At 59.6% G+C, this 23,926-nt stretch carries 21 protein-coding genes and 3 tRNA genes; 2 read left to right on the top strand and 22 right to left on the bottom strand.

Features of this window, described 5'->3' with window-relative positions; all coding sequences use genetic code 11:
- Positions 1 to 216: 216 nt before the first annotated feature.
- The 3 genes from V7756_RS05840 to V7756_RS05830 all read right to left on the bottom strand — a co-directional run bounded on the left by V7756_RS05840 (position 217) and on the right by V7756_RS05830 (position 1,247).
- Entirely contained in the window at positions 217 to 915 is a 699-nt protein-coding gene (locus tag V7756_RS05840; RefSeq protein ID WP_335609210.1) for an FKBP-type peptidyl-prolyl cis-trans isomerase, read from the bottom strand.
- Positions 916 to 1,079: 164 nt separating this feature from the next.
- Positions 1,080 to 1,156, bottom strand: a tRNA-Asp gene (locus V7756_RS05835).
- Positions 1,157 to 1,171: 15 nt separating this feature from the next.
- Positions 1,172 to 1,247 (bottom strand) — tRNA-Val (locus V7756_RS05830).
- Positions 1,248 to 1,440: 193 nt separating this feature from the next.
- Here V7756_RS05830 and rdgC point away from each other — a divergent pair.
- Positions 1,441 to 2,358: a recombination-associated protein RdgC gene (gene rdgC / locus V7756_RS05825; protein ID WP_335609209.1), complete on the top strand. Its 918-nt coding sequence runs from the start codon at positions 1,441 to 1,443 to the stop codon at positions 2,356 to 2,358.
- Between the two features lie 374 nt (positions 2,359 to 2,732).
- Here rdgC and bamD read toward each other — a convergent pair whose 3' ends face one another.
- From bamD to gspC, 13 genes are read right to left on the bottom strand one after another with little or no spacing between them, the layout of a single operon-like run.
- A complete protein-coding gene (bamD, locus tag V7756_RS05820; protein ID WP_335609208.1) occupies positions 2,733 to 3,380 on the bottom strand; it encodes an outer membrane protein assembly factor BamD in 648 nt (215 codons plus the stop codon).
- On the bottom strand, positions 3,380 to 4,135 hold the full coding sequence (locus V7756_RS05815) for a type II secretion system protein N (RefSeq protein ID WP_335609207.1): 756 nt from the start codon (positions 4,133 to 4,135) through the stop codon (positions 3,380 to 3,382). The genes bamD and V7756_RS05815 overlap by 1 nt, the downstream gene beginning before the upstream one ends.
- Positions 4,135 to 4,614: a type II secretion system protein M gene (locus V7756_RS05810; protein ID WP_335609206.1), complete on the bottom strand. Its 480-nt coding sequence runs from the start codon at positions 4,612 to 4,614 to the stop codon at positions 4,135 to 4,137. Before V7756_RS05810 ends, V7756_RS05815 begins: the two co-directional genes overlap by 1 nt.
- Positions 4,611 to 5,849, bottom strand: a complete 1,239-nt coding sequence (gene gspL, locus V7756_RS05805; protein WP_335609205.1) for a type II secretion system protein GspL — start codon at positions 5,847 to 5,849, stop codon at positions 4,611 to 4,613. Before gspL ends, V7756_RS05810 begins: the two co-directional genes overlap by 4 nt.
- A gap of 20 nt (positions 5,850 to 5,869) precedes the next feature.
- Complete coding sequence (gene gspK, locus V7756_RS05800) at positions 5,870 to 6,673, bottom strand: type II secretion system minor pseudopilin GspK (RefSeq protein WP_335609204.1); 804 nt, start codon at positions 6,671 to 6,673, stop codon at positions 5,870 to 5,872.
- Positions 6,670 to 7,293, bottom strand: a complete 624-nt coding sequence (gspJ, locus tag V7756_RS05795) for a type II secretion system minor pseudopilin GspJ (RefSeq protein WP_335609203.1) — start codon at positions 7,291 to 7,293, stop codon at positions 6,670 to 6,672. Before gspJ ends, gspK begins: the two co-directional genes overlap by 4 nt.
- A complete protein-coding gene (gene gspI, locus V7756_RS05790; RefSeq protein ID WP_335609202.1) occupies positions 7,290 to 7,679 on the bottom strand; it encodes a type II secretion system minor pseudopilin GspI in 390 nt (129 codons plus the stop codon). Before gspI ends, gspJ begins: the two co-directional genes overlap by 4 nt.
- A complete protein-coding gene (locus V7756_RS05785; RefSeq protein WP_335609201.1) occupies positions 7,666 to 8,202 on the bottom strand; it encodes a type II secretion system protein in 537 nt (178 codons plus the stop codon). Before V7756_RS05785 ends, gspI begins: the two co-directional genes overlap by 14 nt.
- Complete coding sequence (gene gspG, locus V7756_RS05780; RefSeq protein ID WP_335609317.1) at positions 8,202 to 8,669, bottom strand: type II secretion system major pseudopilin GspG; 468 nt, start codon at positions 8,667 to 8,669, stop codon at positions 8,202 to 8,204. Before gspG ends, V7756_RS05785 begins: the two co-directional genes overlap by 1 nt.
- Positions 8,670 to 8,671: 2 nt before the next feature.
- Entirely contained in the window at positions 8,672 to 9,883 is a 1,212-nt protein-coding gene (gene gspF, locus V7756_RS05775) for a type II secretion system inner membrane protein GspF (RefSeq protein ID WP_335609200.1), read from the bottom strand.
- Positions 9,884 to 9,885: 2 nt separating this feature from the next.
- Positions 9,886 to 11,400, bottom strand: a complete 1,515-nt coding sequence (gspE, locus tag V7756_RS05770) for a type II secretion system ATPase GspE (protein WP_335609199.1) — start codon at positions 11,398 to 11,400, stop codon at positions 9,886 to 9,888.
- A gap of 9 nt (positions 11,401 to 11,409) precedes the next feature.
- Entirely contained in the window at positions 11,410 to 13,449 is a 2,040-nt protein-coding gene (gspD, locus tag V7756_RS05765; RefSeq protein ID WP_335609198.1) for a type II secretion system secretin GspD, read from the bottom strand.
- Positions 13,450 to 13,455: 6 nt separating this feature from the next.
- Positions 13,456 to 14,322 carry a type II secretion system protein GspC gene (gene gspC, locus V7756_RS05760; protein WP_335609197.1) on the bottom strand — a complete coding sequence of 289 codons (867 nt, stop codon included), beginning with the start codon at positions 14,320 to 14,322 and terminating at the stop codon, positions 13,456 to 13,458.
- Positions 14,323 to 14,740: 418 nt separating this feature from the next.
- Here gspC and V7756_RS05755 point away from each other — a divergent pair, with 418 nt between their 5' ends.
- On the top strand, positions 14,741 to 16,213 hold the full coding sequence (locus tag V7756_RS05755) for an alpha/beta hydrolase (RefSeq protein WP_335609196.1): 1,473 nt from the start codon (positions 14,741 to 14,743) through the stop codon (positions 16,211 to 16,213).
- 22 nt (positions 16,214 to 16,235) lie between these two features.
- Here V7756_RS05755 and tatB read toward each other — a convergent pair whose 3' ends face one another.
- The 6 genes from tatB to V7756_RS05725 all read right to left on the bottom strand — a co-directional run bounded on the left by tatB (position 16,236) and on the right by V7756_RS05725 (position 23,909).
- Positions 16,236 to 16,511, bottom strand: a complete 276-nt coding sequence (tatB, locus tag V7756_RS05750) for a Sec-independent protein translocase protein TatB (protein WP_335609195.1) — start codon at positions 16,509 to 16,511, stop codon at positions 16,236 to 16,238.
- 15 nt (positions 16,512 to 16,526) lie between these two features.
- Positions 16,527 to 16,748 carry a twin-arginine translocase TatA/TatE family subunit gene (gene tatA, locus V7756_RS05745; protein WP_335609194.1) on the bottom strand — a complete coding sequence of 74 codons (222 nt, stop codon included), beginning with the start codon at positions 16,746 to 16,748 and terminating at the stop codon, positions 16,527 to 16,529.
- Positions 16,749 to 16,832: 84 nt separating this feature from the next.
- Positions 16,833 to 18,875: a PhoX family protein gene (locus tag V7756_RS05740; protein WP_335609193.1), complete on the bottom strand. Its 2,043-nt coding sequence runs from the start codon at positions 18,873 to 18,875 to the stop codon at positions 16,833 to 16,835.
- A 276-nt stretch (positions 18,876 to 19,151) separates the two neighbouring features.
- The gene (locus V7756_RS05735) at positions 19,152 to 21,185 is read right to left on the bottom strand and encodes a carboxylesterase/lipase family protein (RefSeq protein WP_335609192.1); all 2,034 of its coding nucleotides are present in this window, start codon (positions 21,183 to 21,185) and stop codon (positions 19,152 to 19,154) included.
- A gap of 71 nt (positions 21,186 to 21,256) precedes the next feature.
- Positions 21,257 to 23,257: a carboxylesterase/lipase family protein gene (locus V7756_RS05730; RefSeq protein ID WP_335609191.1), complete on the bottom strand. Its 2,001-nt coding sequence runs from the start codon at positions 23,255 to 23,257 to the stop codon at positions 21,257 to 21,259.
- A gap of 557 nt (positions 23,258 to 23,814) precedes the next feature.
- A tRNA-Sec gene (locus tag V7756_RS05725) sits at positions 23,815 to 23,909 on the bottom strand.
- Positions 23,910 to 23,926 lie beyond the last annotated feature (17 nt).

Here is a 23,926-nt window from a genome sequence, read left to right as displayed (position 1 = left end):
TGTCTCAAACGCCCGTAAGAAAGCGCTTTCAGACAAACAGGATAGTTTTTAACCAAAGAAAAAAACGATACTTTTCAGTAATTTAGAAAAATACCGGAGGATCAGAAAAAAGCCGGGAAGTAAACCAAAAGTGTTACCGCAAATTGTGCATAAGGGTAACACTTGAATGCCCGAAGGCCTTGCCTCGGGCATTTGAAAGTGTTACCAGATGGCGAATTATTCCTGCGTCGGATTGATCGAGATCAGCTCCATCTCGAATACCAGTATCGAATTTGGCGGGATGACCGGGCTGGGGCTGCGCTCGCCGTAGGCCAGCTCGCTCGGCAGGGTCACCTTCCATTTGTCGCCCACATGCATGAGCTGCAGCGCTTCCATCCAGCCGGGGATAACGCCATTGACCGGCAGCTCTGCCGGCTCGCCACGCTCGACCGAACTGTCGAACACGGTGCCGTCTACCAGGCGACCTTCGTAGTGCACAACCACTACGTCATCGGCGCTAGGCTGCGGACCCTCTGCGTCGCCTGCTTCCAGCACTTCATACTGCAGGCCGGACTCGGTAGTGGTCACGCCTTCTTTGGCTGCGTTATCTTCCAGGTACTTCTTGTTGGCATCCAGCGCTTCGTCAGCCAGATTCTTGGCACGTTCCTGGGCGCGCTCCTGCAATGTGGTGAAGGCCGCAGTCAGCTCCTCATCGCCTACACGGTGCTCAGCCTTGGCCAGCGCATCTTCCAGACCCAACGCCAGCGCCTGCGCGTCAATATCGTCCAGACCATCCTGCAACAGGCTTTGCCCCATGTTCAAACCGATACCATAGGAGGCTTGCTGGATAGGGGTAGTGAGTTCTGGTTCCTTTTCACAACCGGCCAATACGAGAACACCGACTGCAACACTGACTGCCAGCAGATTACGCTTCATGCTTACCTCAATCGACAGGCCCAAGCTGGGCGGAATAAAAGCGGTCAGCTTAACAGGGCTTGGGAGGTCAGGCTACTGGATCGAAGATAAAGAAACAGACGAAATCATGCAGTGATAACTGCCACACGATTCAGGAATAACAGGAGGTAAAGCTGAGGGGGAAATGGCGCAGCGGACGGGACTCGAACCCGCGACCCCCGGCGTGACAGGCCGGTATTCTAACCAACTGAACTACCGCTGCGCTATTCTTCTCGAGTGGTGGGTGATGACGGGATCGAACCGCCGACCCTCTGCTTGTAAGGCAGATGCTCTCCCAGCTGAGCTAATCACCCGTTTGCTCTCGAAGTGGGGCGCATTCTAGGCAGCTTTTTTGTTTATGGCAATACCTTTTTCAAAAAAAAATCAGCCTATTTCAGTATCTTAATCATCGCCCCCGTAAACACTGGTCGTCGCGCAGGAGCTCAGGCAATATTGCTCGTTTTCTCGGGTCAACCGGCCCCCAGGCAACAACAGAAGGACAGCATCATGTGGTTTCGTAATCTGCTTCTCTACCGCTTCAGCCAACCCACTCCCTTCAACGAAACCGAATTGGTCGAGGCGCTCGAACAGAAGCCATCACGGCCTTGCGCCAGCCAGGAAACCCACACGCTGGGCTGGACTACGCCCTATGGCCGCCACTCGGAGAACCGTCTGGAATCCAGCAATGGTTACTGGTTGATTGCCATGCGCAAGGAAGAACGCATTCTGCCCGGCAGCGTGATCAAGGAAGCACTGGCGGAAAAGGTCGAAGAGATCGAGAACCGTGACGCCCGCAAGGTTTACAAGAAAGAGCGCGACACCCTGAAAGACGAGATTGTCATGTCCTTGCTGCCCCGCGCCTTTACGCGCACTCAGACGACCTACGCCTGCCTCTGTCCGGCCGAAGGCTGGATAGCAGTAGACAGCTCCAGCCACAAGCGGGCTGAGGACCTGCTGAGCCTGCTGCGCGAATGCACCGGCACGCTACCAGTGCGCCCGCTGAACGTGAAGATGGCGCCGGCCGCCTGCATGACCCAGTGGGTCAAGGAAAGCAACGCGCCTGAACAGATGGTAATCGGCGATGAATGCGAACTGCGCGACACCAGCGAAGATGGCGGCGTGGTACGTTGCAAGCGCCAGGACCTGGCCAGCGATGAAATCCAGCTGCATCTGTCTGCCGGCAAGCAGGTCAGCCAGTTGGCGCTGCAGTGGCAGGAAAAGTTGAGCTTCAGCCTGGACGACAAGCTCACCGTCAAGCGTCTGAAGTTTGAAGATCTGCTGCGTGATGAGGCCGATGACAACGCCGGCGACGACATGGCCAGCCAGTTGGATGCCAGCTTCAGCATCATGACGAGCACGCTCAGCGAGCTGATTCCGGCGCTTACCAATGCGCTGGGTGGCGAGGACATTCCCCAGGGAATCTGACCCGCACCAGCAGCGGCGCGGGTTACGGTAAGCTATCCACAATATCTGTGGACAACTTTGTGGATAGCTTGTTTCAACCCGCCGCCGAGCTAGTATTTCTGGGTGACCGATTCAAAATGATCATTTTTTAACCTAAATTTTTCTTCAACAAAATCAATAGGTTGAAAATTCATTACCGAATTTCAAGCACTTACAGGCTTATCTTACCGTTCAATGACAGTGCGCCCGCTAACTGTGCACAATGTCAAGCAGCGCTGCCCTGAATAAGCGCAAAAAAGCAGTTGATACCGCGCCAAAAAGACTTGACCTGAAGCGTTAGGGATGAGCTATCGAGGCGTTAAAAACCGAAAGAAAACTGAACGCTGGGTGAAGGGCTAGTTGGCCGTCCCCAGCCACTGTTGAGCTTCCACCGCTGCCTTGCTTCGCGGGTAGGATTGCGCCAGATACCGCAGGCGGGCCTCTCCCCGCTCACGCTGACCGGTTTCGATATCCAGCATGGCCAGGTTGTATTCCGAGCGCGCCATCCCTTCCAGCAGGCTTTCCAGGCGCGGCACAATCTCGCTGCGATAGGCCGAGTCAGGGTAATGCCGAATGAATCCGGTAAGCTGCGCGTGGGCATCACGGCCAGCGCGCAATCGCTCCTGATCATCACCGGCTGCCAGTTCGAAGCGTACAAAGGGCACCATCGCCTGCAGGTAGGCGGCGTAGTCCTGATAGGGAGCATTCGGGTGTCGCTTGTTGAAGTCGTCCAGCACCAGTTCGAGCGGCGGCAGCTTGCCCTGCTGCAGGCAGAGATAGGCCGCCTCGAGATCCAGCTCCGGATCACTCAGTTGATGCACCTGCTGCGCCAGGTTCATGTCGCACTGACCCAACCCCAGCCGCGCGCGCGCGTCGGCTACCGCCGAACTCTGTTCCTGCTGTTTCACCACTGAACTGGTACAACCGGCCAGTCCCACCACCACCGCGACAATGCAAAGACCGCGCATTACGCCTACCCCATCAAGTTTGTGTGTTGAACTCATCATTGCAGCCTGGCGCGCCAGGTTACCCAGCCCTGGGCATCCGGTCGACCAAGCAGTTTCAGGCCTTCGGCCAAGCCCGCCTCGGCCTGCGGCCGCGCCTGCAGACGGGTGTCCAGTTGCAGTGCCTGCGCCGGGCGCCACTTGGCAGTCCCGCTCAGGCCCAGCGGGCCTTGCTGATCCGATAGCTGCATCACCAGCCAATCGTTGTCGCTGCTCAGTTGTGCAACCAGATGTCCAAGGGCCAGCGGTTGTGGCAAGCCACCGCCAGCATCCTGCCAGGCGATACGACCCTCGGCCTCCACCACCCGTTCGAAATCCTCCAGTTTGAGCCGAGGTACATCCAGCAGCCAGTCACCAGTAAGGATGAAAGGCGCCTTGTTCACCATGGCCATACTGCGCGCATCGAGACGGCCATTTACCTTCTCCAGCAGCACACTACCCGGCCCCAGACGCAAGGTGGCGTAGACCTGGCTGTTGCGTGGCCGCCACTCCAGATCCAGCGCCAGCTCGCCACTGAACAACGCGGCCGGTCGCCAGTCCCAGCGTAAACCACCCTGATCTATCCCCTCGACCTGCATATTGGCTACCTGCCCCTGCCACAGGCTGCCGCTGATACCCTGCAGCTCGACCTTGGCCGGCAGGCTGGGCGCAACCTGACGCCATACCAGGCTGGCCGGCAGATTGCTCATCAGGGTGGCCAGATACACCAAGAGCGCGAGTAACAGCAGCGTTTTCAGTTTCATCAGACGTTGCATCAGGGACGCTCCACCAGCAGCCGAGCCGATACCATACCGCTGGTCTCGGATACATCCAGCGCCAATTGGGCAACCCGCAACCCCTGCCGCTGTTCAAGATCCGCCAGCCAAACCAGCAAGGCATCCATGCCCACCTGATCAAAGCTCAGACGTGCACCCTCGCCCTCTGGTTGCACCCGCGACAGCGCGGATTTCAATCCGGCGGCGTTGGCCGAAACTTCAACCAGAGTCAGAACCGAGCCGCCAGCGCCAGTACTGCTTCCCTGTTGTACCCGTGCGCGCCGACGCACGTCGTCTACGACCTGCTCCATCCACAGACGCTCGGCGGAAAGGGTGCGAACCTCTTGCCTGAGTTCCGCCCGTCCGGCAATCAAGGGCTCCCAGATACCCACCCACACGGCCAGCACCAGCAGAAATGCCGAGCCCCCCAGCAGAATCACCCGTTCGCGCGGCGCCAATCCGGCCCACCAGCTCTTCATGAACCACTCCTTTGTACCTTGATACGTGCCGTAACCCCTTCATTCTCGGAGTCCGCCCCTTCCAGATTCTCGGTAAGGCCTGGCTGAGCCGCCAGACCGGCGCGGATCGCCTCCAGCTCGGAGAAGGAAGCCACCTTGAGCTCTACCTCGATGCTGTCTAGGTTGCCACGCACCTGACTGACCTGCGCGTTCTGGTGCTCCTTGAGTACGCTAAAGAAGGCATGCAGCAGCGGCCCCAAGCCGCTGTCCGGATCTACCTGGGCGCCGCCCTGGATAGTCTGACGAAATTGCTGCGCCGGGTTCTCACGGCGCGCGTTGGGCATGCCCCGATCGAACAGGCGGTCAATCTCCGTGCGCAGGCTGTCACGTTCCTGCGCAAGGATCAGGTGCTCTCCCGTCAACCATGCCAGGCCCAGGGCCAAGGCAACGCCGGCTGCGATCAGCGCCGGCCGCATCTTGCGCCACGGTGGCGCTGCCATGCTGACCGCATACGGGCCGCATAGCAGATTGAATGGCGGCGCATTGCGCAATGCTCGCTGCAGCGCAGGTTCGAGCTGATCCCGCACCGGTTGCGCCTGTATCTCGACCGTGTCCGGCAGAGTTAATCCCAGTTCCTCCAGCGACAGACCCGCCAGGCTCAACTTCTGCTCGGCGGGCTCCAACGCCAGCAGCCGGCGCGTTATCCAGATGCTGGCCAGACTGCGATCAAGCAATACCGGTTCTTCGATAGCCGACAAGACCAATACCTGATCCTGCTGCTCGGGCCAGGGCGAAGGCATCACCAGCAGCGCCTGATCGGGACTCTCTTCCACGTGCAGGGCGGCTTGGGGCAGCAGGGCTTCGAGACGCATGCCCGCCTGCCGGAACGCCTCCAACCAGCTCTGCATGGGCGTGTGCGATACCACTGCCGCACTCACCCGACCTTCCGCGCGGCGTGGTCCCATGACAATATGCAGCTCGTCCAGCTCCTGGCTGACCAGGTCTTCCAGCGCGTAAGGCAGGGCGGCGCGCGCAGCAGCAGCGCGCTGCGCCGGTAGCCGCACGCGAAACAGATTGACCACCGACGCTGGCGCCAATGCGCGTACGCGTTCGCCGGAAAAACGCTGACGCAGCTGATTCAGGCTGTCCTCGCCGCTTTCCAGACAGCGCCCCTCGCGCTCGAATCGCCACCAGTGCAGGGCTGGATCAGTTGCCCCCGCCAGCAGTGGTTGTTCAGGTAAAAGCACTATCAACATATCGTCTGATCCACTTGTTATCAGGGCTCACAGGCCGTTTGTTCTCGCAGGACCACTTTGCCGTTGGGCGCATCCAGCAAGGTGCATTGAAAAAAGCGTCGCTCGCCAAATTCGGCGACTATCTGCAGACGCATGAACCACGAAGCGCCCTCCCCGGCGCTGCGCTCGGCAAAGACCTCTTGCATCAGCTCCGGGCTACGCTCCAGGTCGATAGGGCTGTCCTCGGCGGGATATGCGGTCACATAAGGTGCCAGTGCCTGCCAGGCTTCGCCGGTCATGCCCGCCACCGAGTTAAGCTCGGAAGCCACCAGCATGGTGCGGTTGGCGGACAGGCGCGGCGGATCCTGCAAGCGATACAGCGGATCGTCGGTTTCCGGATCCATCCAGTCAGTCACCGCCACAGCCAGTTGCGCCCCGGAGGGCATGGTCACGCCGGAATCCTGCGCGACGCGATCGACCAGGCGGGCAAAGTCGGCCTGCTCCTGCTCGTCGCCCCCGGCCAGAGCGTTCAAATTGTAACGACAGCGCATATTGTCGAGTGTCGCCTGCAGCTTGACCTGATCAACCTCAAAGGGCAGCACGGGCGAAAGACAGGTCTCCCAGATCAGATCATCCGGGCCGTCAGCCTGCTCCAGCACCTGCAACACCATTTTCTCCGCACCCAGAGCGATATGGCGTGAGAGGTCGCGTTCGAACACCGCGCTGCTGCGACGAATATCGGCCTGCCCGCGCAATACCATGCCCACCGCTGCCGTCACTGCCAGGGCGACCACCAAAAGCGCGGTGATCAAGGCAACGCCGCGCTGCTGCACACGAGGTTTCATTGCACCCCCACTGCTATCAGGCGACGGATCAACCCCAGGCGTGGCACATCCAGTGTCACCTCTACCGCCAGCGGCAGTTGGCTGCTGCTCGGATCCAGCCCCTCAGGAGGCCAACTGGTGGCCCGCTCCAAACCACTGGGGCCGCGCACCACAAAGGCAAATCCGGTCTCGACGCCTAGCCGCTCATCCTCCTCAACCAGATCGGCAAAGGGCTGAACACGCAGCTGCTCAGGGTCGGTTATATCCACGCCGGGCCACAGCTCACGTTCCAACCCGGTCTCGGTAATGCGCCAGGCAGTGCGGCGCAAGCGCTGATCGCCGCCTGCTCCAGCGCGGACTATCTCCAACAGTGGCTGCTCGTTGCTGGCCAACAGACGCAACGGCGGAAGGCGGTCACCGAACTCATCGCGAACTTGAATATCCACCATTTGCGCCAGATCACGCTCCAATACGCTCAAGCTCACCTGCAAATCCGCCAACTGACCGGAGCTGGCGCGGGTTATGTGATCAGCGTCCAGAACGGCGCGCAGACCCGAATAGGCGACCACGCTCATGATGGCGAATACCGCCATGGCAATCAGCAGTTCCAGCAGGGTGAAGCCGCGCTGGGTGCTACTCATGGCAATACAAATCCACTGACGACCGCGCGCTGCCCTGTTTCATCGCCCGGCAGCAGCCACAGGCGAATATCGATGCGGCGCACTGCCGGCAGCGGAAACGGCGAGGTCGCGGTGTAATCGCTCACTTGCGCCTTGTACCCGAAGCGGTATGGCCCCATTTCCGTTTCGCCACTGAGGTCACCTACTGATGCGGGTCGCATACCCGATTGATATTCGGCAAGCAGGTTCTCACCTGCCCAGTGCGCCATGGTGCGCTCCTGCAGATAAATCGTATTGCGCGCATGGTCGCTTCCCGACTTCACCAGTGCCGCCAGAGCCACCGCCAATATGGTGAGCGCCACCATGACTTCCAACAAGGTAAAGCCAGCTGATTTACGGGCGTTCATTGCTGACCTCGACGGTGCCTTCGAGGCTGACGCTTAAATACTGCACCAGCTCCTTGCCGGGCACGCGCAGGATGATCAGGCCGGGCGTCATTTCACCGGTATTGCTCAAGCGCACGTGCGGCTTCCAGCTTTCATTCTGCGGCAGTCCCTGGCGTGCGCCTTCAGCCTCGTACTCCAGCTCGACCACACCTTCATTGAAATAATGCGGCCCCAGTTGCGGGTCCAGCAGCGCCTGCCACTCGCGGGTGGCGTCATCCAGCAGCACCAGATCGAGCATGCTGTAGCCGTCACGGCGTAACCCTAGAGCGCGGTCGGCGCCGCCGGTGATCAGCAGCTCGTCATGGGCCAGTTGCAGCACCCCGGCCAGACGCTGCGCTTCCTGCCGCAACTCGCGATCGGCGCCATCACCGATGGCCAGCGTGGCCAGCCCGGCGATCACACCGATCAACACCATGACTACCAGCAGCTCAATCAGGGTAAAGCCGGCCTGCGCTAGGCTGGCTGTGCGCCGCGCCAGCTTCATCAGCGTTCGTTCGTCTGATCCAGATCCCAGTTGCCGATATCCATGTTGGCATCGGTACCACCGGGGCTGCCGTCGGCACCCAGGCTGTAAAGATCGAACATGCGCCCGTCACGGCCCGGAGTCTGGTATTGGTAATCATTGCCCCAAGGGTCTTTCTGCAGACGATCCAGATAGCCGCCGGTACGCCAGTTGCGCGGCGCATTCTGGCCGGTCGGCATGCGCACCAGGGCATTCAGCCCCTGCTCGGTGGTGGGGTAGTTGAAGTTGTCGAGACGATACAGGTTGAGCGCACTTTCCAAGGCTCGAATGTCACTTTGCGCCTTGGTGGTACGGGCCTGGTCAGGGCGATCCATCACCCGCGGCACCACCACAGCGGCCAGAATACCGAGGATCACCACTACTACCATGATCTCAATCAGGGTAAAGCCGCGCTGGGCCGCGCGCGCAGTCTTGGTTGTTGTACACATCATCAGTTCACCAATTGGTTGAGTTCAAAGATCGGCAACAGAATTGCCAGCACGATAAGCAGTACTACACCACCCATGGCCAGGATCAGCAGGGGCTCGAAAACCCCCATGACCATGGCAATGCGCGCTTCAAGTTCTCGCTCCTGCGTCTCAGCAGCGCGTTCGAGCATCTGATCCAGGGTGCCGCTGCTCTCGCCACTCTTGATCAGACTGAGCGTCATTGCCGGAAAATAGCCACTACGTTCCAGTGAGTAGCCCACGCCCGCGCCTTCACGCACGCGCTGCGCCGCCTCGGTAACCGCCTCTCGCATGGGCAGATTACTGATCACACTGGCGCTCATGTTCAGCGCATCGAGCAAGGGTACGCCGCTGCCGGCCAGAATGTTCAGGGTGCGGGCAAAGCGCGCGGTATTCAGGCCGCGATTCAATCGGCCCAGCAGGGGCAGCTTGAGCAGCAATTCATGCCAACGGCGGCGATACCGGTCTTTTTTCAACAGCGCCTTGGCGCCAAACCCCAGCGCTACCAGCACAGCCAGCATCAGCAGACCCCATTCGCGCAGGGTATCGCTGACCGCGATCAGCGAGCGGGTCAGCAATGGCAGTTCCTTGTTCATGCCATCGAACACCTGCACTACTTCGGGCACCACGTAGGTCAGCAGCGCCACGGTCACCAACAGCGCAACGCAGGTAAGGATGGCCGGGTAGAACATCGCCAGCTGGATTTTCTGGCGCATCGCATTCTGCGCCTCCACATTGTCGGCAAGTCGCTCCAGCACCACATCCAGCCGCCCCGCCTGCTCGCCGGCCGCGATGGTGGTGCGATAAATGGCTGGAAATACCGAAGGAAATTCGCTCAGTGCGTGCGCCAGCGGCAACCCTTCCATCACCCGGGTGCGCACCGCAGACAAGGCCGACTTGACTCGCGGGGATTCGCTCTGCCGCGCCACCGTGCCCAACACTTCTTCAATGGGTAGACCGGCTCTGGCCAGAGTGGCCATCTGCCGAGTGGCCAGCGACAGCTCCAGCGGCTTGATGCGCTTTTGCATGCTGGGCATGCGTAGTCGCGAGCTGCTCTCGGCTACCTGATTGACCGACATGGGCGTGAGCCCCTGGTCGCGCAAACGTCCGCGAACCTGCCGCGGGGAATCACCCTCCTCCACGCCCTTGCGGGTGCGTCCGGTGTTATCCAGAGCAACATATTCGAACGCTGGCATGCTCAGTCCTCCCGGGTTACGCGCAGGACTTCTTCCAGCGTCGTATCGCCCGCCAGAACCCGGCGCAGGCCGTCCTGGCGAATCCCCATCTGGCCGAGGCGCGCATGCTTGACCATGGCCTGCTCGCTGGCGCCATCGTGAATCAGGCCGCGCAGCGTGTCGTCAATTTCGATCAGTTCGTAAATACCGGTACGCCCGCGATATCCGCCGCCATTGCAGGCGTCGCAGCCCACGGCGCGATAGAGTGTGGGAGGTTGCTCCGGGTCCATGCCCATCAGTCGACATTCGCTGGCGCTCGCTGCGTGCGGCGCACGGCAATCGGGGCAAAGGGTGCGCACCAGTCGTTGCGCCAGCACACCGTTGAGCGTGGACGACAACAGAAAGGGTTCGATGCCCATGTCACGCAAACGGGTAATGGCGCCCACTGCGGTGTTGGTGTGCAGGGTGGAGAACACCAGGTGACCGGTCAGACTGGCCTGAATGGCAATCTGCACCGTGTCCACGTCACGTATCTCGCCCACCATGACCACGTCCGGATCCTGGCGCAGAATGGCGCGCAGCCCACGAGCGAAGGTCATGTCGACCTTGTTGTTGATCTGGGTCTGGCCGATACCGTCGAGGTAATACTCGATCGGATCTTCCACCGTGAGAATGTTGCGCGTGCGGTCGTTCAAGCGCATCAGCGCGGAATACAGCGTGGTGGTCTTGCCCGAACCGGTTGGGCCGGTTACCAGCACGATGCCGTGCGGTCGGCTGATCACGCGCTCCATGGCATCATAATGTTCAGCACACATGCCCAGTTGGCGCAGCTCCAGGCGTCCGGCCTGCTTGTCGAGCAGACGCAGCACCACTCGTTCACCATGCCCGGACGGCAGGGTGGATACCCGCACGTCCACCGCGCGGCCGACCAGGCGCAGGCCAATCCGGCCGTCCTGCGGCAGGCGCTTTTCGGCGATGTCTAGCTTCGCCATGACCTTGATACGCGAAACAATCACCGGCGCCAGCGCGCGCGGCGGCTCCAGTACTTCGCGCAGTACGCCGTCCACCCGCAGCCGAATGGACAGCCGGTTCTCGAAGGGTTCGATATGAATATCCGAGGCGTTTTCCTTCACCGCCTCTGACAGGAGCGCGTTGATCAGGCGGATGATCGGCGCTTCGTCCTGCGACTCCAGCAAATCTTCTGGCTCGGCCAGCGACTGCGCCACCGACATCAAGTCCGCATCTTCACCCAGACCCTCGACGAACTGCATGGCGTCGTTGGCCGAACGTTCGTACTTGTCACGCAGGCGCGCGGCAAAGGTATCGTCATCCAGCAGCGTGGGGCTCAGCCGATGGCTGCTGTGTCGGCGCAACTCCAGCAAACCCTGCGGATCGCAATCGGCACGTACGAAGACTTCCAGCTGTCCATCCTCCCGCAGCGCGCCCGGCAGCACGCCAAAGCGCCTGGCAAAGCGGTAGCCGGTTTCGGCTGGCGCGCTGGCCGGAGCTGCCTGGGGACTGAATTCGATCTCACTCATGACCAGCTCCTAAAGCGCTGCGGGCGGTGCGGAGATGGGCGACGGTTTGGCCGCGCCCTGCATGGCGTTCTCGAAAGGGGCAGGCAAGGTCAACAGGTAGTTCCAGTCCGGCAGCACCGGGATGTTTTCGTCCGACAGCACGCGTCCCCGACGGTTACGTTCAGCCAGTTGCTGGTCACGTATATAGCTGTACTTGCTGTGCGTCAGGCTCTCGGCAACGGCAGTGTCGCGCACTATGACCGGACGCAAAAACACCATCAGGTTGCGCTTTTGCACATTGGAGGTGTCGTAGCGGAACAAACGCCCCAGCCAGGGCACATCACCCAGCACCGGCACCTTGTCTGCGGTTTCTACCAACTGATCATCAATCAGGCCGCCCAGTACAATCAGTTGGTTGTCATCAACCATCACATGCGTGGTCAGGCTGCGCTTGTTGGTAATGATGTCGGCCGCCGCACTGGCCCCTGGTGCGATCTGCGACACTTCCTGGGCAATTTCCAGGCGTACCGCATTGCCTTCGTTGATCTGCGGGCGAATCTTCAACTTGATACCCACGTCTTCACGCTCGATGGTATCGAAAGCCTGGCCGGAGTCCTCTACCGAGCGACCAGTAATAAAAGGTACGTTCTGACCAACCACGATCTCAGCCTCTTCGTTGTCGAGGGTCAGCAAGCTGGGCGTGGACAGAATGTTGCTGGCGGTATCGCCCTGCAGCGCGTTGATCAGCAATGCGATCTGGGCGCTACCAATGCTGGCAATACCGCCCAGCGTGGCGCCACTGCCAATCGATGGCGGAGAAGCCAGATCGCCATCCAGAAAACCATTCAGACCTGCCGCCAGATCAACGATGCCGCGGCCGTTGCGGTCGAAATTGATCACCCCGACGCCGGAGTTCTCGCTGCCGAAGCCCCATTGCACGCCCAGCTCCTTGGCCCGTTCGTAGGACACCTCGGCAATGACGGCTTCAACCAGGACCTGCGCGCGGCGAATATCCAGCTGGCGGATAATGCCGGACAACTCGCGAGACAATTCAGCCGGTCCATAGACAACCACCGAGTTGGTGCTTTCATGCGCCTCGACCCGCACCCGCGTCTGGTTGCTCATGCTGCTGGTAACCGGCGCCCCGCCCTGCTGGCCCGTCGAACCCGCATTCTGCTCACGCCCTTCAGCGATGCCACGCAGCACTTCGGCCACCTCTTCGGCCTTGGCATAGCGCAGGTAATGCACCTGGGTGTTGCCATCCTGACCAGGTACATCCAGCTTGCGCACCACACTGCGCAGCGCGATGCGGCTTTGCGGATCGCCGCGCAGAATCACCGTATTGGTGCGCTCATCGGCGATGATGCGCGGCCCCTTGGTGAACTCCTCGCTGGGGGCGTTGCTCTCCAGCCCCTGCACTATGCGCACCACATCCAGCGCAGACGCGTGTTCAAGCGGCAGCACTTCAAAGTCTTCCATCGACTCCTGATCAATACGCTCGACCAGTGTCTGGATGCGGCGCACGTTGGCGGCCGTATCGGCAATAACCAGGGTATTGGACTCCGCCGCTGCAGCAAGGTGACCGCCCTTGGGCACCAGCGGCCGCAGGATGCGCACCAACTGCCCGGCGTTGATATTCTTGACATTGATTACGTGGGTGATGACCTCATCACCCGGCGTGTCGCTACTGAGGCCGGCGAGTTCATTTTCCTTCGCCTGCACTTCCGGCACGATGCGCACCACCCCGTCTGCCCCGCGCACAGCTGCAAAACCATAGGATTTGAGCACTCCCAGAAACAGCGGATAAAGCTCGCCACGCGGAATGGGTTTGCCGGATACCACGTTGACCTCGCCGCGCACGCGCGGATCGACAATGAAATTGATACCGGTTTCCTGACTGACAATTTCTATGAGGCCGTTGATATCCGCACCACGCAGGTTCAGCACCAGGTCCTCGGAGCCATCCCCCTGCGGCTCGATGAGCGCCTGGGCGGCCAGGGGCGTGCTGCTCAAACACAGGCTCAATGCCAACGAAAGGGTAAAACGGTTAAGACGAAACTGCATTGGCATCGTATTTCAATCCATCGTTATCGTTATGTTCATGGGCTCACCATTGCGCTCAAGAGAGACCGAAACCGAACTTGCGTCGGTCAGCTCCTTGAGAATGTCGCGATAGTCCTCGATGTCCGAGATCGGTGTTCCATCCACATCGGTAATCACATCACCCGGCTGCAGGCCGGCGGCTTCGAATTCACGTGCATTGCGGGCCGGGCTTACCTCCAGCCCGTACATGGCGCCATCGACCATCACCGGTGTAGCGCTGATGACTTCCATGAAGCGTTGCGGATCGTTCAACCAGGCGTCGCGGTCAATACGTGCGACACCGCCATCGGGTGCCAGGGTGGCATTGGAGTCGGTGCTGGGAAGTGCCGGTCTGCGGCTACCGCTGCGCGCAGCTGACCCAGCGCTATGCTGTTTTAGCCGCAGAGTTTCAAGCTGGCCGTCGCGCATCAGCATGACCCGGTCGGCGAGGACCTGTTCAAGACGCACCTGACCGGGCAGATCGGCGCCGACGCGGTAGAGCTTCTCGGGCTGCCCCTGGGTAGCGAGAATGGCGGCACTGCGCTTGGGGTCGGGGTCGGAGAGCACGCCTTTGAGCGTCCAGCTGAGCTTGGTATCTGGCGCGTTCACCACCACCGGGCCATCAGCCGCCGGAGCGCGTCCCAACACAGACAGCAGGGCGAGTTCGCGAAAACCGGGCTGACCGGCAGGCGTATCAGAGGCAGAGGTGGGATAACCCAGCGCCGCAGGCGCAGGCAGTACGCTGTCAGGCTCGACCAGCATCCAGCTCAGGTGAGCCAGCAACCAGGCGCTGAACAGCACCAGAAGACCCGTCACCAATCTGACGATGACATCCGATGAAAAGCGAGCAACCAAAGGCATGCGTTCTCCGTAGCAAAGGGGCCGGCGACACGGCTTCCGGGCCAGCGGTAGCAACAATACTGACCTTTCTTTGCAAAATTATTGTTATACGCCTGAAACAGGCTGCACGATCCCATCGATTGTCACGATTTTGCCACTTTGCAGCAACCCCCTGAACAGGTTATTCCAGACGCCTGGGTCGAAAATGAGACGCTATCGGTATCGGTCTCCCGCGCCCAACACCCAAACAGGTGAATTTGAAGTTACAGCCATCACTTGAACTGATGGCCCATCATCGGCACCAGCGAAACTGTCTCAATTCGAGGCAATGACAGCTTGCGAGCAGTGCAATTTGCAACTTAACTTAGATATCGCAACGCCAGTACCCGTCTTTCAAGGCTCACAATAATAACGGCTTGCCCCACGGAGAATAAAAACAATGTTCGAACTCAAGAAAACCGCGCTGATCGGTCTCGCCATCAGCACCCTCGCCCTTGGTGGTTGTCTCGGTGGCGGGGGGAGCGACGATGATGACGTAGTAGATGAGCGTACCCCACAGGAGAAGCGCATTGCAGACGGCTTTTTCGTCGTCAATGAGCAGAAACTGGCTTTTGGGTCTTTGGTCCCCGGCGTCACTGCCTACGACAATACTAGCCGCTGGACCGGTACGCTGAATGGTGCTGGCTTCCGAATCGAGGTACCGGAAAACTGGAACGGCTATCTGGTGATGTACGCGCACGGGTTCCGCGGAGAAGGCAGTGAACTGACCGTCGACAGCCCCCCTATGCGCCAGTATCTGTTAGACAACGGTTATGCCTGGGCTGCCTCTTCTTACAGCTCCAACTTCTATGATGTCCGAACCGGAGTCGAAGATACCAACGCCCTGGCATTAGCTTTCAATGATATCGCGGCAGACAATGGCCGTACGCTGGACGCACCTGCCAAGTACTACATCACTGGCGTTTCGATGGGCGGTCACGTCGCGGGTGCGGCGGTGGAGCGCGAAACACTGGAAACGGCCAACAATGTTGTGGAGTACTCTGGTGCCGCACCCATGTGTGGCGTAATGGGCGATACCGAGCTGTTTGACTACTTCACTGCCTACGGCTTGGCTCTTTATGAAACCGCCGGAGTTGGAGCTGACGACTTTCCAGTCTCTCCAACGGATGCAGCTGAAAAGCAGGCGACAGCCCAAGATGTTCTCTGGACCAACTATGACGTTAATCCGAACGCAGATGGACTCACTAGCCCCCAAGGCCTGACTTTCTTTCAAATCCTGAAGAATCTCAGCGGCGGCGAGCGTCCAATCTATCCACTTTCCTTCGGCGGTTTTCAAGAGTTGCTGCAAGGTTTTCTTGGCTCGGACGGCAAGATCACCGGGGTGTTAAATAAAAGCGTGGTGGATACTACCGACTTTACCTATCACTTTCAGACTGCTCCCGGCAGTACGTTGACCTCAGCAGAACTGGCATTCAACAACGCCATCGTCCAAGCAGTTGCTGAAGAGGGGGCCAACGCCCTACTGGATAATGGCCTGCGCCGAATTCCGAAGATCAACGGCGAGTTTGACGTTCCCGTAGTCACCGTGCATACCTTAGGAGATCTTTTCGTACCCATCAAAATGCAGCAGATTTATCGTCAGCGGGCAGAAGCGGCGGGTAGCGATGACTGGCTGGTGCAACGCGCGGTGAGAGCGCCTAGCCACTGCGATTTTTCCATTGCGGAATTCACCAATACCTTTGATGCGATGATTCAGTGGGAGCAATTGGGTATCAAACCTGAGGGCGATGATTTGCTGGACCAGGCGGCGATGGCTGACGCCGATTTTGGTTGTAAATTCACAGTGGATGGCTTCCCACAGGAAGACACCCGGGCTTTGATGCCACCCTGTTCAGCTCCAGCAGTTGACTGATCGTCAGCCACAGGGCTGATCCTCAGCCCTGTTTTCTCTCCACCTCATCAACCACCACCCGGCGCACCAGCTTCTTCACATTGCTGGTACGCAGGGTTCTGACGTTGTCCGACAGCTCCTTCAGTTCATCTGCCGGCACCGACTCACTCAGCTCCTGCTGTACCTCAGCCAACATACCTTTGGCGCGCCCTGCCAGGCGACCGACCCAGCGTATTACTGCCGGCAAGCGCTCAGGGCCCAGCACCAGCAGGCCGACCACAAATACCAGCAACCACTCCGTCATCCCATTGCCGAACATAAGCGGCTCCTTGGCTCAGACGCGTTGTTGGCTCTCGCGCTGTGCTGCAGGTTGCGCTGCGGCATCCAGCGTCAGACTGTCCTGTGTTTGCTCGGTTTCCCTTACCGCCTTGCGAAAGCCGCTCAGCGCACCGCCCAGGTCACCACCAATGTTGCGCAAGCGCTTGGTGCCAAACAGCAGCATCACTATCACCAGCACGATCAACAACGAACCCACACTGATTCCACCAATACCCATAACCACCTCCAAAAATAGGCAAGTCAGGCGCAGCAGCGCCTGACTCGGTATTCAGATCAGGTGCCCGAAGGCACCCCTCCGGTTTCAACTACCGACAATCCCGCCATCGTCTTTCCAGACCACTACAGTGGCAGACCGCGGATAGGCGCCGGCGGTTTTATCCGGCCAGTTGCTGCTGAAGCTACCTGCCGCAAAGTTGGCGGCGCTGGTGCCTTCACCCGGATGCTGGACGTTGATGAACAGGGTCTTCTGGTCAGGTGACATGGTGATACCGGTAATCTCCTGATCAATCGGACCCACCAGGAAGCGCTTGAGCACGCCGGTCCTGGGGTCAGCTACCAGCATGGCGCAGTTGCCGAAGGGATCATCCCAGCCACTGTCCATTTGAATCCACACGCGGCTGTCCGGATCGATCCACAGCCCATCCGGTGAACTGAGAATATTGTCTGCAGTCAGTTTGTCGCCATTCGGATCGTAGCCGATGTTGTTTTCCACACCGCTTTCACCGCTATCACCACCGAACAGGAAGATATCCCACTCGAAGGTGGTTGCAGCCTGATCGCCACCGGCTTCCTTCCAGCGAATGATATGGCCGTGCTGGTTTGCAGAACGCGGATTGGCCTCGTTGAGGTTATCCTCGGTACGGTTGCTGTTGTTGGTCAGGGTGAAATACACATCACCGTTGGCCGGATCAACCGCGCCCCACTCCGGACGGTCCATGGGCGTCGCACCCATGAAGTCAGCCGCCAGGCGAGTGTTGACCAGAACGTCAGCCTGGCTAGTGAACGGCGTTGGGTTGCTTTCGTCCAGACCATTCTGGCCGTAGACCAGCGGCAGCCATTCACCACTGCCATCATCGTTGAACTTGGCCACGTAGAGCGTGCCTTCGTCCAGCATGTCGCCGCTGGCGGTAGCCGCGTTGTAATTCTCGGCGGTGACAAACTTGTAGATATACTCGAAACGCGAGTCATCGCCGGAGTAACAGACGACCGGCTTGCCTTCCTCGGCTGGCGCAAACACCACGCCCTCGTGGCCGAACCGGCCCATGGTCGTGCGTTTGATCGGGTTGCTATCGGGGTCGAATGGGTCGATCTCGACCATCCAGCCAAAGCAGACTGGCTCGTTGCGATAGTCCTGGGTAGCGTCAGCGCCCTTGATGCTGGCATCAAAGCGGATGAACTCGTCAGCGCCGCCTTCAGCCAGTTCCCAGGCGTAACGACCGGTACCGCTGCCTACACCATAGCGTGCGTGTTCGCGTGGGTTGTCGCCCTTGTTGGTGAAGTAGCCGGCCCAGTTTTCTTCGGCCGCCATGTAGGTGTTCCAGGGCGTGTACCCATTGCCGCAATTGTTCAGGGTGCCGCGCGTCATGGTGCCATCTGGGCTATACAGCGTTTTGACGAAATCAGAGCCGCGCACGGGGCCGCGAATTTCCATTGGCGTGAGGCCGGTGATACGACGGTTCATCACGTCGTACTGTATTTTCCACTGGTTATCGTTGCCCTTGATCACGCGCACTACGGATACCCCGTGTGCATTCAGCTCCTTGCGCACTTCATCTGCCGGGCGTGTGCCGGCGAAGGTTGGCAAGGCGCTGCTGTTCAAGGCCAAACCTACCGCAGACTGGTGCATCAGGCGCGGTTCAACGTACTCGTGGTTAAGAACCAGCAGTCCGTCTTCCGAGCTGCCATCAATGCCGTAGAAATGCATGCCATCGTGGTGCGAGCCGATCTGGCCGGCCTGGTCAGCACCAGTGTTATCAGGCGCGAAGGCGGCGATTCCGCCCATGATCGGGGTACCCCAGGGGATCAGTACCTGGTGGCTGTAGCCTTCAGGAACGGTAATGGTGTCCAGGCTGTTGACCGCAACAGCACTGAAGCCGAGCAGCTCCGCCGGGGTTTCGCCCGCGTCGTCCTCGTCATCATTGTCAGAATCGCTGTTGCAACCGGCCAGACCCAAGCCGAAAAAACCCAGCGCAGCAGCACCGGCGCTGCCTTTGAGCACTTGCCGGCGGGCCAGACGCGCTTCAAGGATGCTGGAAAACAGCGGGTTCATCTTGCGAGTGCTCAACGGCTCATCACCTTCGCCGTGATCGATGATTGCCAGCTGATCGTTTTGCACGTTGGACATCGGTTCCTTCCTCTCAGGTTGTAGTTACGAACCCAAACAGAATGGAGACGCCAGATGACAGAAATGGGAACTGCGGATGAAGCTTTGGCGGCTTTTTCACTACATCTGCGTGTCTATTGCGTGACAGCGAGGCGCTGAATGCACGCCGTTGACGAACGCAACTCCGGCTGCCCCCCTTTATTGATGCACAAAAAAGCCCGAGCACGCGGGCTGCGGCTCGGGGCTGCTATTAGAGGCTAGCAAAAATGGCGCGGCCTTCCCTGGCCTGCGGTGTGACTATTGAATCGATTCAGCCAATCCGGTTTCTACCGTGACTTCAGCGCCAGGCCCTATCTCGACGAAGGTATCGTTCGCCAAGGTATAGGCTGGCCAGCTCACTGCTTCGGTGCTCGGATTGCCGGTTTTGGCGAAGTTGGTCCACATGGTCATGGTCTGCTCCGCTATAGCCATGTCGGTCGCCCCGTATCGCATTGAAGCAAATACGTCGGCGGCGTCGCCCTGAGAGCCGGTCACGCCGTTGTTGTTGAGATCACCAATTACCGGACGTGTACCTTCGGGCGTGAGAACCAGCCCCAGCAGATAGTTCTGCACCATACCGGCGGGATAATTGAACAGGTACGGCAATTCACACCCATGACAGCTGGCCAAGCCTTTCTCGCTCCAGCCGGGCGGCACCCGGCTGAACTTGTAGATGAACTGCTCGGACTGGTACTGCTCCGTGCGCTGCTCCAGCCAGACCGGCAACGCGGCGCGCAACGTGTCGTAGTCACCCGAGGTAACGCCGGACATCAGCGGCACATCGCTCGGCATGCCGTTCACCACGTTCTGGTAGTAGGTATTAGGCTGGTAGTAGTTGTCGGCGTTAGGACGATAGGTCTGGCGCGGAATATTGTTGTCCTGATCGGCTTTGACCAGCGCGTTCCAGGGCAATGCACGCGCCTGCTCCAGAGTGCTGACCCCCGCGCGCGCGAACAGTGCGCTGCCGATGACCTCGGACTCCGCCAACGACACGTCCGGGCCCCCGACTTCATCGAGTGGTGCCACGCCGCTCTGTACAATGGCCTTATGAAACAGGCCGGTAGCCTGCGGCGAGTTCATCAGCGAGTAGACTTTGCCACCGCCGCCGGACTGGCCGAAGATGGTCACGTTACCGGGGTTGCCGCCAAAGGCTTCGATGTTGTCACGCACCCATTCCAGCGCCATGACCAGATCCATCTGGCCATAGTTGCCCGAGCCGCCGTAACCACTTTCAGCGGTCAGCAGCGGGTGGGCGATGTAACCGAAAGGCCCGAGACGGTGATTCACCGTCACCTGTACCACGCCCTTCTCGGTCAGCCCGTTCGGGTTGTTGTATTGGTTGGAGTTGGCCGAGAGGATGGCGAAGGATCCACCATGAAACCAGACCATGACCGGTAGGTTCTCCGCGTCCTTGGGCGCAGTGATATTCAGATAGAGCGAGTCCTCGCTCATGCCGCCCTCATTGACCGATTCCAGCGCCGTGTCCTGCGCGGACTGATCGGCCCAGGAAGTTGCCTCACGCACACCATCCCAAGGTTGCAGCGGCTGAGGGGGAGTCCAACGCAATTCACCTAGCGGTGGTTTGGCGTAGGGTACGCCGAGGAACTGCCAGGTATCGTCGTCGACCGCAAAGCCGCTGATGTCGCCCGCCTCGGTAGTTACCACGTGGCGTTCACTGGTCGAGCGCTTGAAATGCGCCTGCGCATCAGCCGCCGACATCACCTTGCGCGTTCGGGGGTCAGTGTCGCTAAAGGCGCCGGCAGTTTCCAGGGTATCCAGCACGGTTGCCAGCTGTGTGTTGAAGTCAGCTGGTGAGAGGTCCAGATCCAGCTCGGCGGCGCTAAAGGACACCTCGTCACTGATCTGCTGTGTGATTTGAATGCCGTTGTTCAGATTGCCATCGGCATCCAGACTTTGCAGCAACACCAGCATATTGGTCACCCGGGGATCGCTAGCGTCACTGGCACCCTCGGTAATGCTCAATGGCGTCAGCTGCTCTGCGCCTGTAGCAGCTCCCAGTTCCAGATCGCCAATGGCAAAACTGACGCGCTCATCAGGTTTGTATTTGAACTGGCCCGCCGCATCGGTCTGGCCGTTGTCGACAGTGGCACTGCGGTAATCCAGTCCGGCTACCGCGCTATCGATAAAAGTCCCGGTAGAGAGTTCAACCACGTCGCCGCCGTCATCATTATCGTCGCCATCGTTACATCCACTCAGCACCAAAAGGGGAAGTAGCGCAGCGCTCAACAGCGTCATGCGAAACGGAAATTGCGCCTTCAATTGGGTATTCATAACAATTCTCCTGTGCCGGACTGGCGTCACCCCGCAGCAACCCCAGTCCTTGGCCTTTTTGTTGTAGTGGGTCAGTCGTCGGCAAACTCATCGGCAATGCCGGCTTTGGTCTCAAGTGTGTCGCTGATCTCGACGTACTCCTGGACCTGGGCGTCGTATTCGGGATACTCGATGGCGCCCTCGACACTCGGGTTGCCGGTTTTGGCGAAGTTGGTCCAGATGGTGAGCATGCGGTCGATAACCAGGTCATCGGTCTCATCAAAACCGGCGGAGGCGAAAATATCTGCCGGATCCCCCGCCGAACCACTGACGCCGTTTCCGTTCAGATCACCGATAACCAGCGATCTGCCGGTTGCCGGGTCCAGCACCAGGCCCAACTGGTAATGGGTAATCACGCTTTCCGGCATGTTGAATACGTAAGCCAGCTCAGCTGCGTGGTAGGCCTGCACCCCGCGCTCCTTCCAGCCAGCGGGCTGATGGCTGAACAGCGTGGCGTACGTGGGAGCATCGCGCAGGGGCGCCATCCACGGAAAGACCTCCTTGACGGTGTTGATGGGGTCTATGGTGTCGTTGGTGTTGACCACAAACATGAAGGGCACATCATTATCGGCGCCGGTCTCGAAGCTCACGCGCTCGGTAGTGGGCTGATAATAGTTGTCCACGTTGGTGTAAGGCACCAGCGCCGCAGCTGCGGAAACGACCTCCAGCCAGCTCTTCTCGCGCATTTCTGCCAAGGATGCAGCGTTGAGGTTATTTTGCAGATCGCTGCCTATCGCCTCGGCGGACGCCAGACTGCGAGTGTCCGGATAAAGCGTGCCGCTCTGGCTGATCGCCTTGTGGAACAGACCCTTCGCCTGCGGTGACGACATCAGCGACAACACCTTGCGACCGCCACCGGACTCACCAAAGATAGTGACATTGTCTGGGTCGCCACCGAAAGCCTCGATGTTGTCCTGCACCCACTCCAGCGCCATCACCAGATCCATCTGGCCATAGTTGCCCGAGCCGTTGTAACCGCTCTCTGCGCTAAGTTCAGGATGCGCGATGTAACCAAACGGCCCCAGGCGCTGGTTAACGGCTACCTGCACCACACCGCGACTGGCGACCGCCTTGGGATTGTTGAACGGCACAGTGTTGCTGGTCAGCGAAGTGAAACCGCCGCCATGGAACCACACCATGACCGGTAGCTTCTCTGCATCCTTGGGCGCGGTGACATTGAGATAGAGCGAATCTTCGCTCATGCCGCCTTCACCAAAGCGCTCCAGCCCCGGATTCTGCGCTGCCTGATCGCTCCAGGCGATGGCATCACGCACACCTTCCCAAGGCTCGGGCTGCTGCGGCGCTCGCCAGCGCAAATTACCTAGCGGCGGCTTGGCGTAAGGAATGCCCAGAAACTGCCAGGTGCTCTCGTCAGCCTCAAAGCCACTGAGCTCACCTGCCTGCGTGCTAACGATCAAACGCGGGCTGGTGGAGCGCGCAAAATGCGCCTGTGCATCGGCAGCGCTGACCAGCACACGGGCGCGCGGATCTGTATCGGAAAAGGCGCCGTCGGTTTGCAATTCGGCCACCAGCGTAGTGAGGCTGGCGCGGAAGTCGGCCGGCGCCTGGTCCAGCGTCAGACTGGCGGCATTGAGCGAGACTTGTTCGCTGATCGCCTCGGTGATCTGGATACCATTGTTCAGGTTGCCGTCCGCATCCAGGCTCTGCAGCAGCACCAGCATGTTGCTCACGCGCTGATCGTCGACCCCGCTGGCGCCATCGATGATGCTCAACGGAGTGAGCATCTCGGCGCCTACCGCTTCACCCAGCGCCAGATCGCCAATGGCGAAGCTGACCGTCTCGCCGCTGGCGTAAGTGAACTCTCCCGTGTCACTGGTCTTGCCACTGGCACCCCCTGCGGTCTGGTAATCCAGTCCCGCCACGGCGCTGTCGACGAAGGTGCCGGTGCGCGTGTTGTCATCGTCATCCGAGCCCGAGCCACCGAGACAGCCGGCCAACGGCAGCAGCAAAGGGAACAGCGATGCGGTCAGCACGGCCGAGCGCAGAGGAATCTTGTGGGTTGAAGCTTTCATGCAGATCTCCGGTTTGTTTTTGTAATGGAGGCATTCATGGCGCCTGTCCGGCAGGCCAGAATCAGCCGCGTTGTGCGACTGATTCCTGCAGTGCATGCTGGCAAGCTGCGTACAAACTGAACGATCGATTGCCACAACAAGACCACCAGCAGCACTCGATCCGCCCAGAGCATAGACCTCGATTTGGCAAGCGAGCAAAGCAGAAATTGCCAGAAAAAACGGGGGGGGCAGCAAGAGACTCTCACACGGCAGGGAGACACTTCGGCAAAATGACCAGCTGGTCATATTCACGTTTATCGGCGCGCCTGCCTCACGACAATATGTATACAAGTGTACACACAGGCCGCGAATTTATTCGTGCAAAGGAAAAACCCCAAGGCGCCAGAAACGCTGAAAAACAGAAAGCTACCAGACAGGTTTCAGCCGCATAAATGAGACAGAATCAGCTGCGGCTAAACCGGTAAAAACACTTTGATGGAAAGTCATTCACATGGCTTATGACTCGATTCAGGCGACGGTAACTCCCTGGCGGCGCATCAAACAGGGGCAATCGGAAATGGCGGAAGGACATGGGAGTCGAACCCACCAGACACGCGTTGCGCATCTCACCGGAGTTGAAGTCCGGGCGCCCCACCGGGGACGATGTCCTTCCTATGCGGTACCGGCTTG

It is taken from the genome of Halopseudomonas sp., from assembly GCF_036961105.1.
Lineage (GTDB): Bacteria > Pseudomonadota > Gammaproteobacteria > Pseudomonadales > Pseudomonadaceae > Halopseudomonas.
The sequence above is the reverse complement of the archived record's forward strand: the minus strand, read 5'-3'. Positions and strand labels throughout refer to the sequence as shown.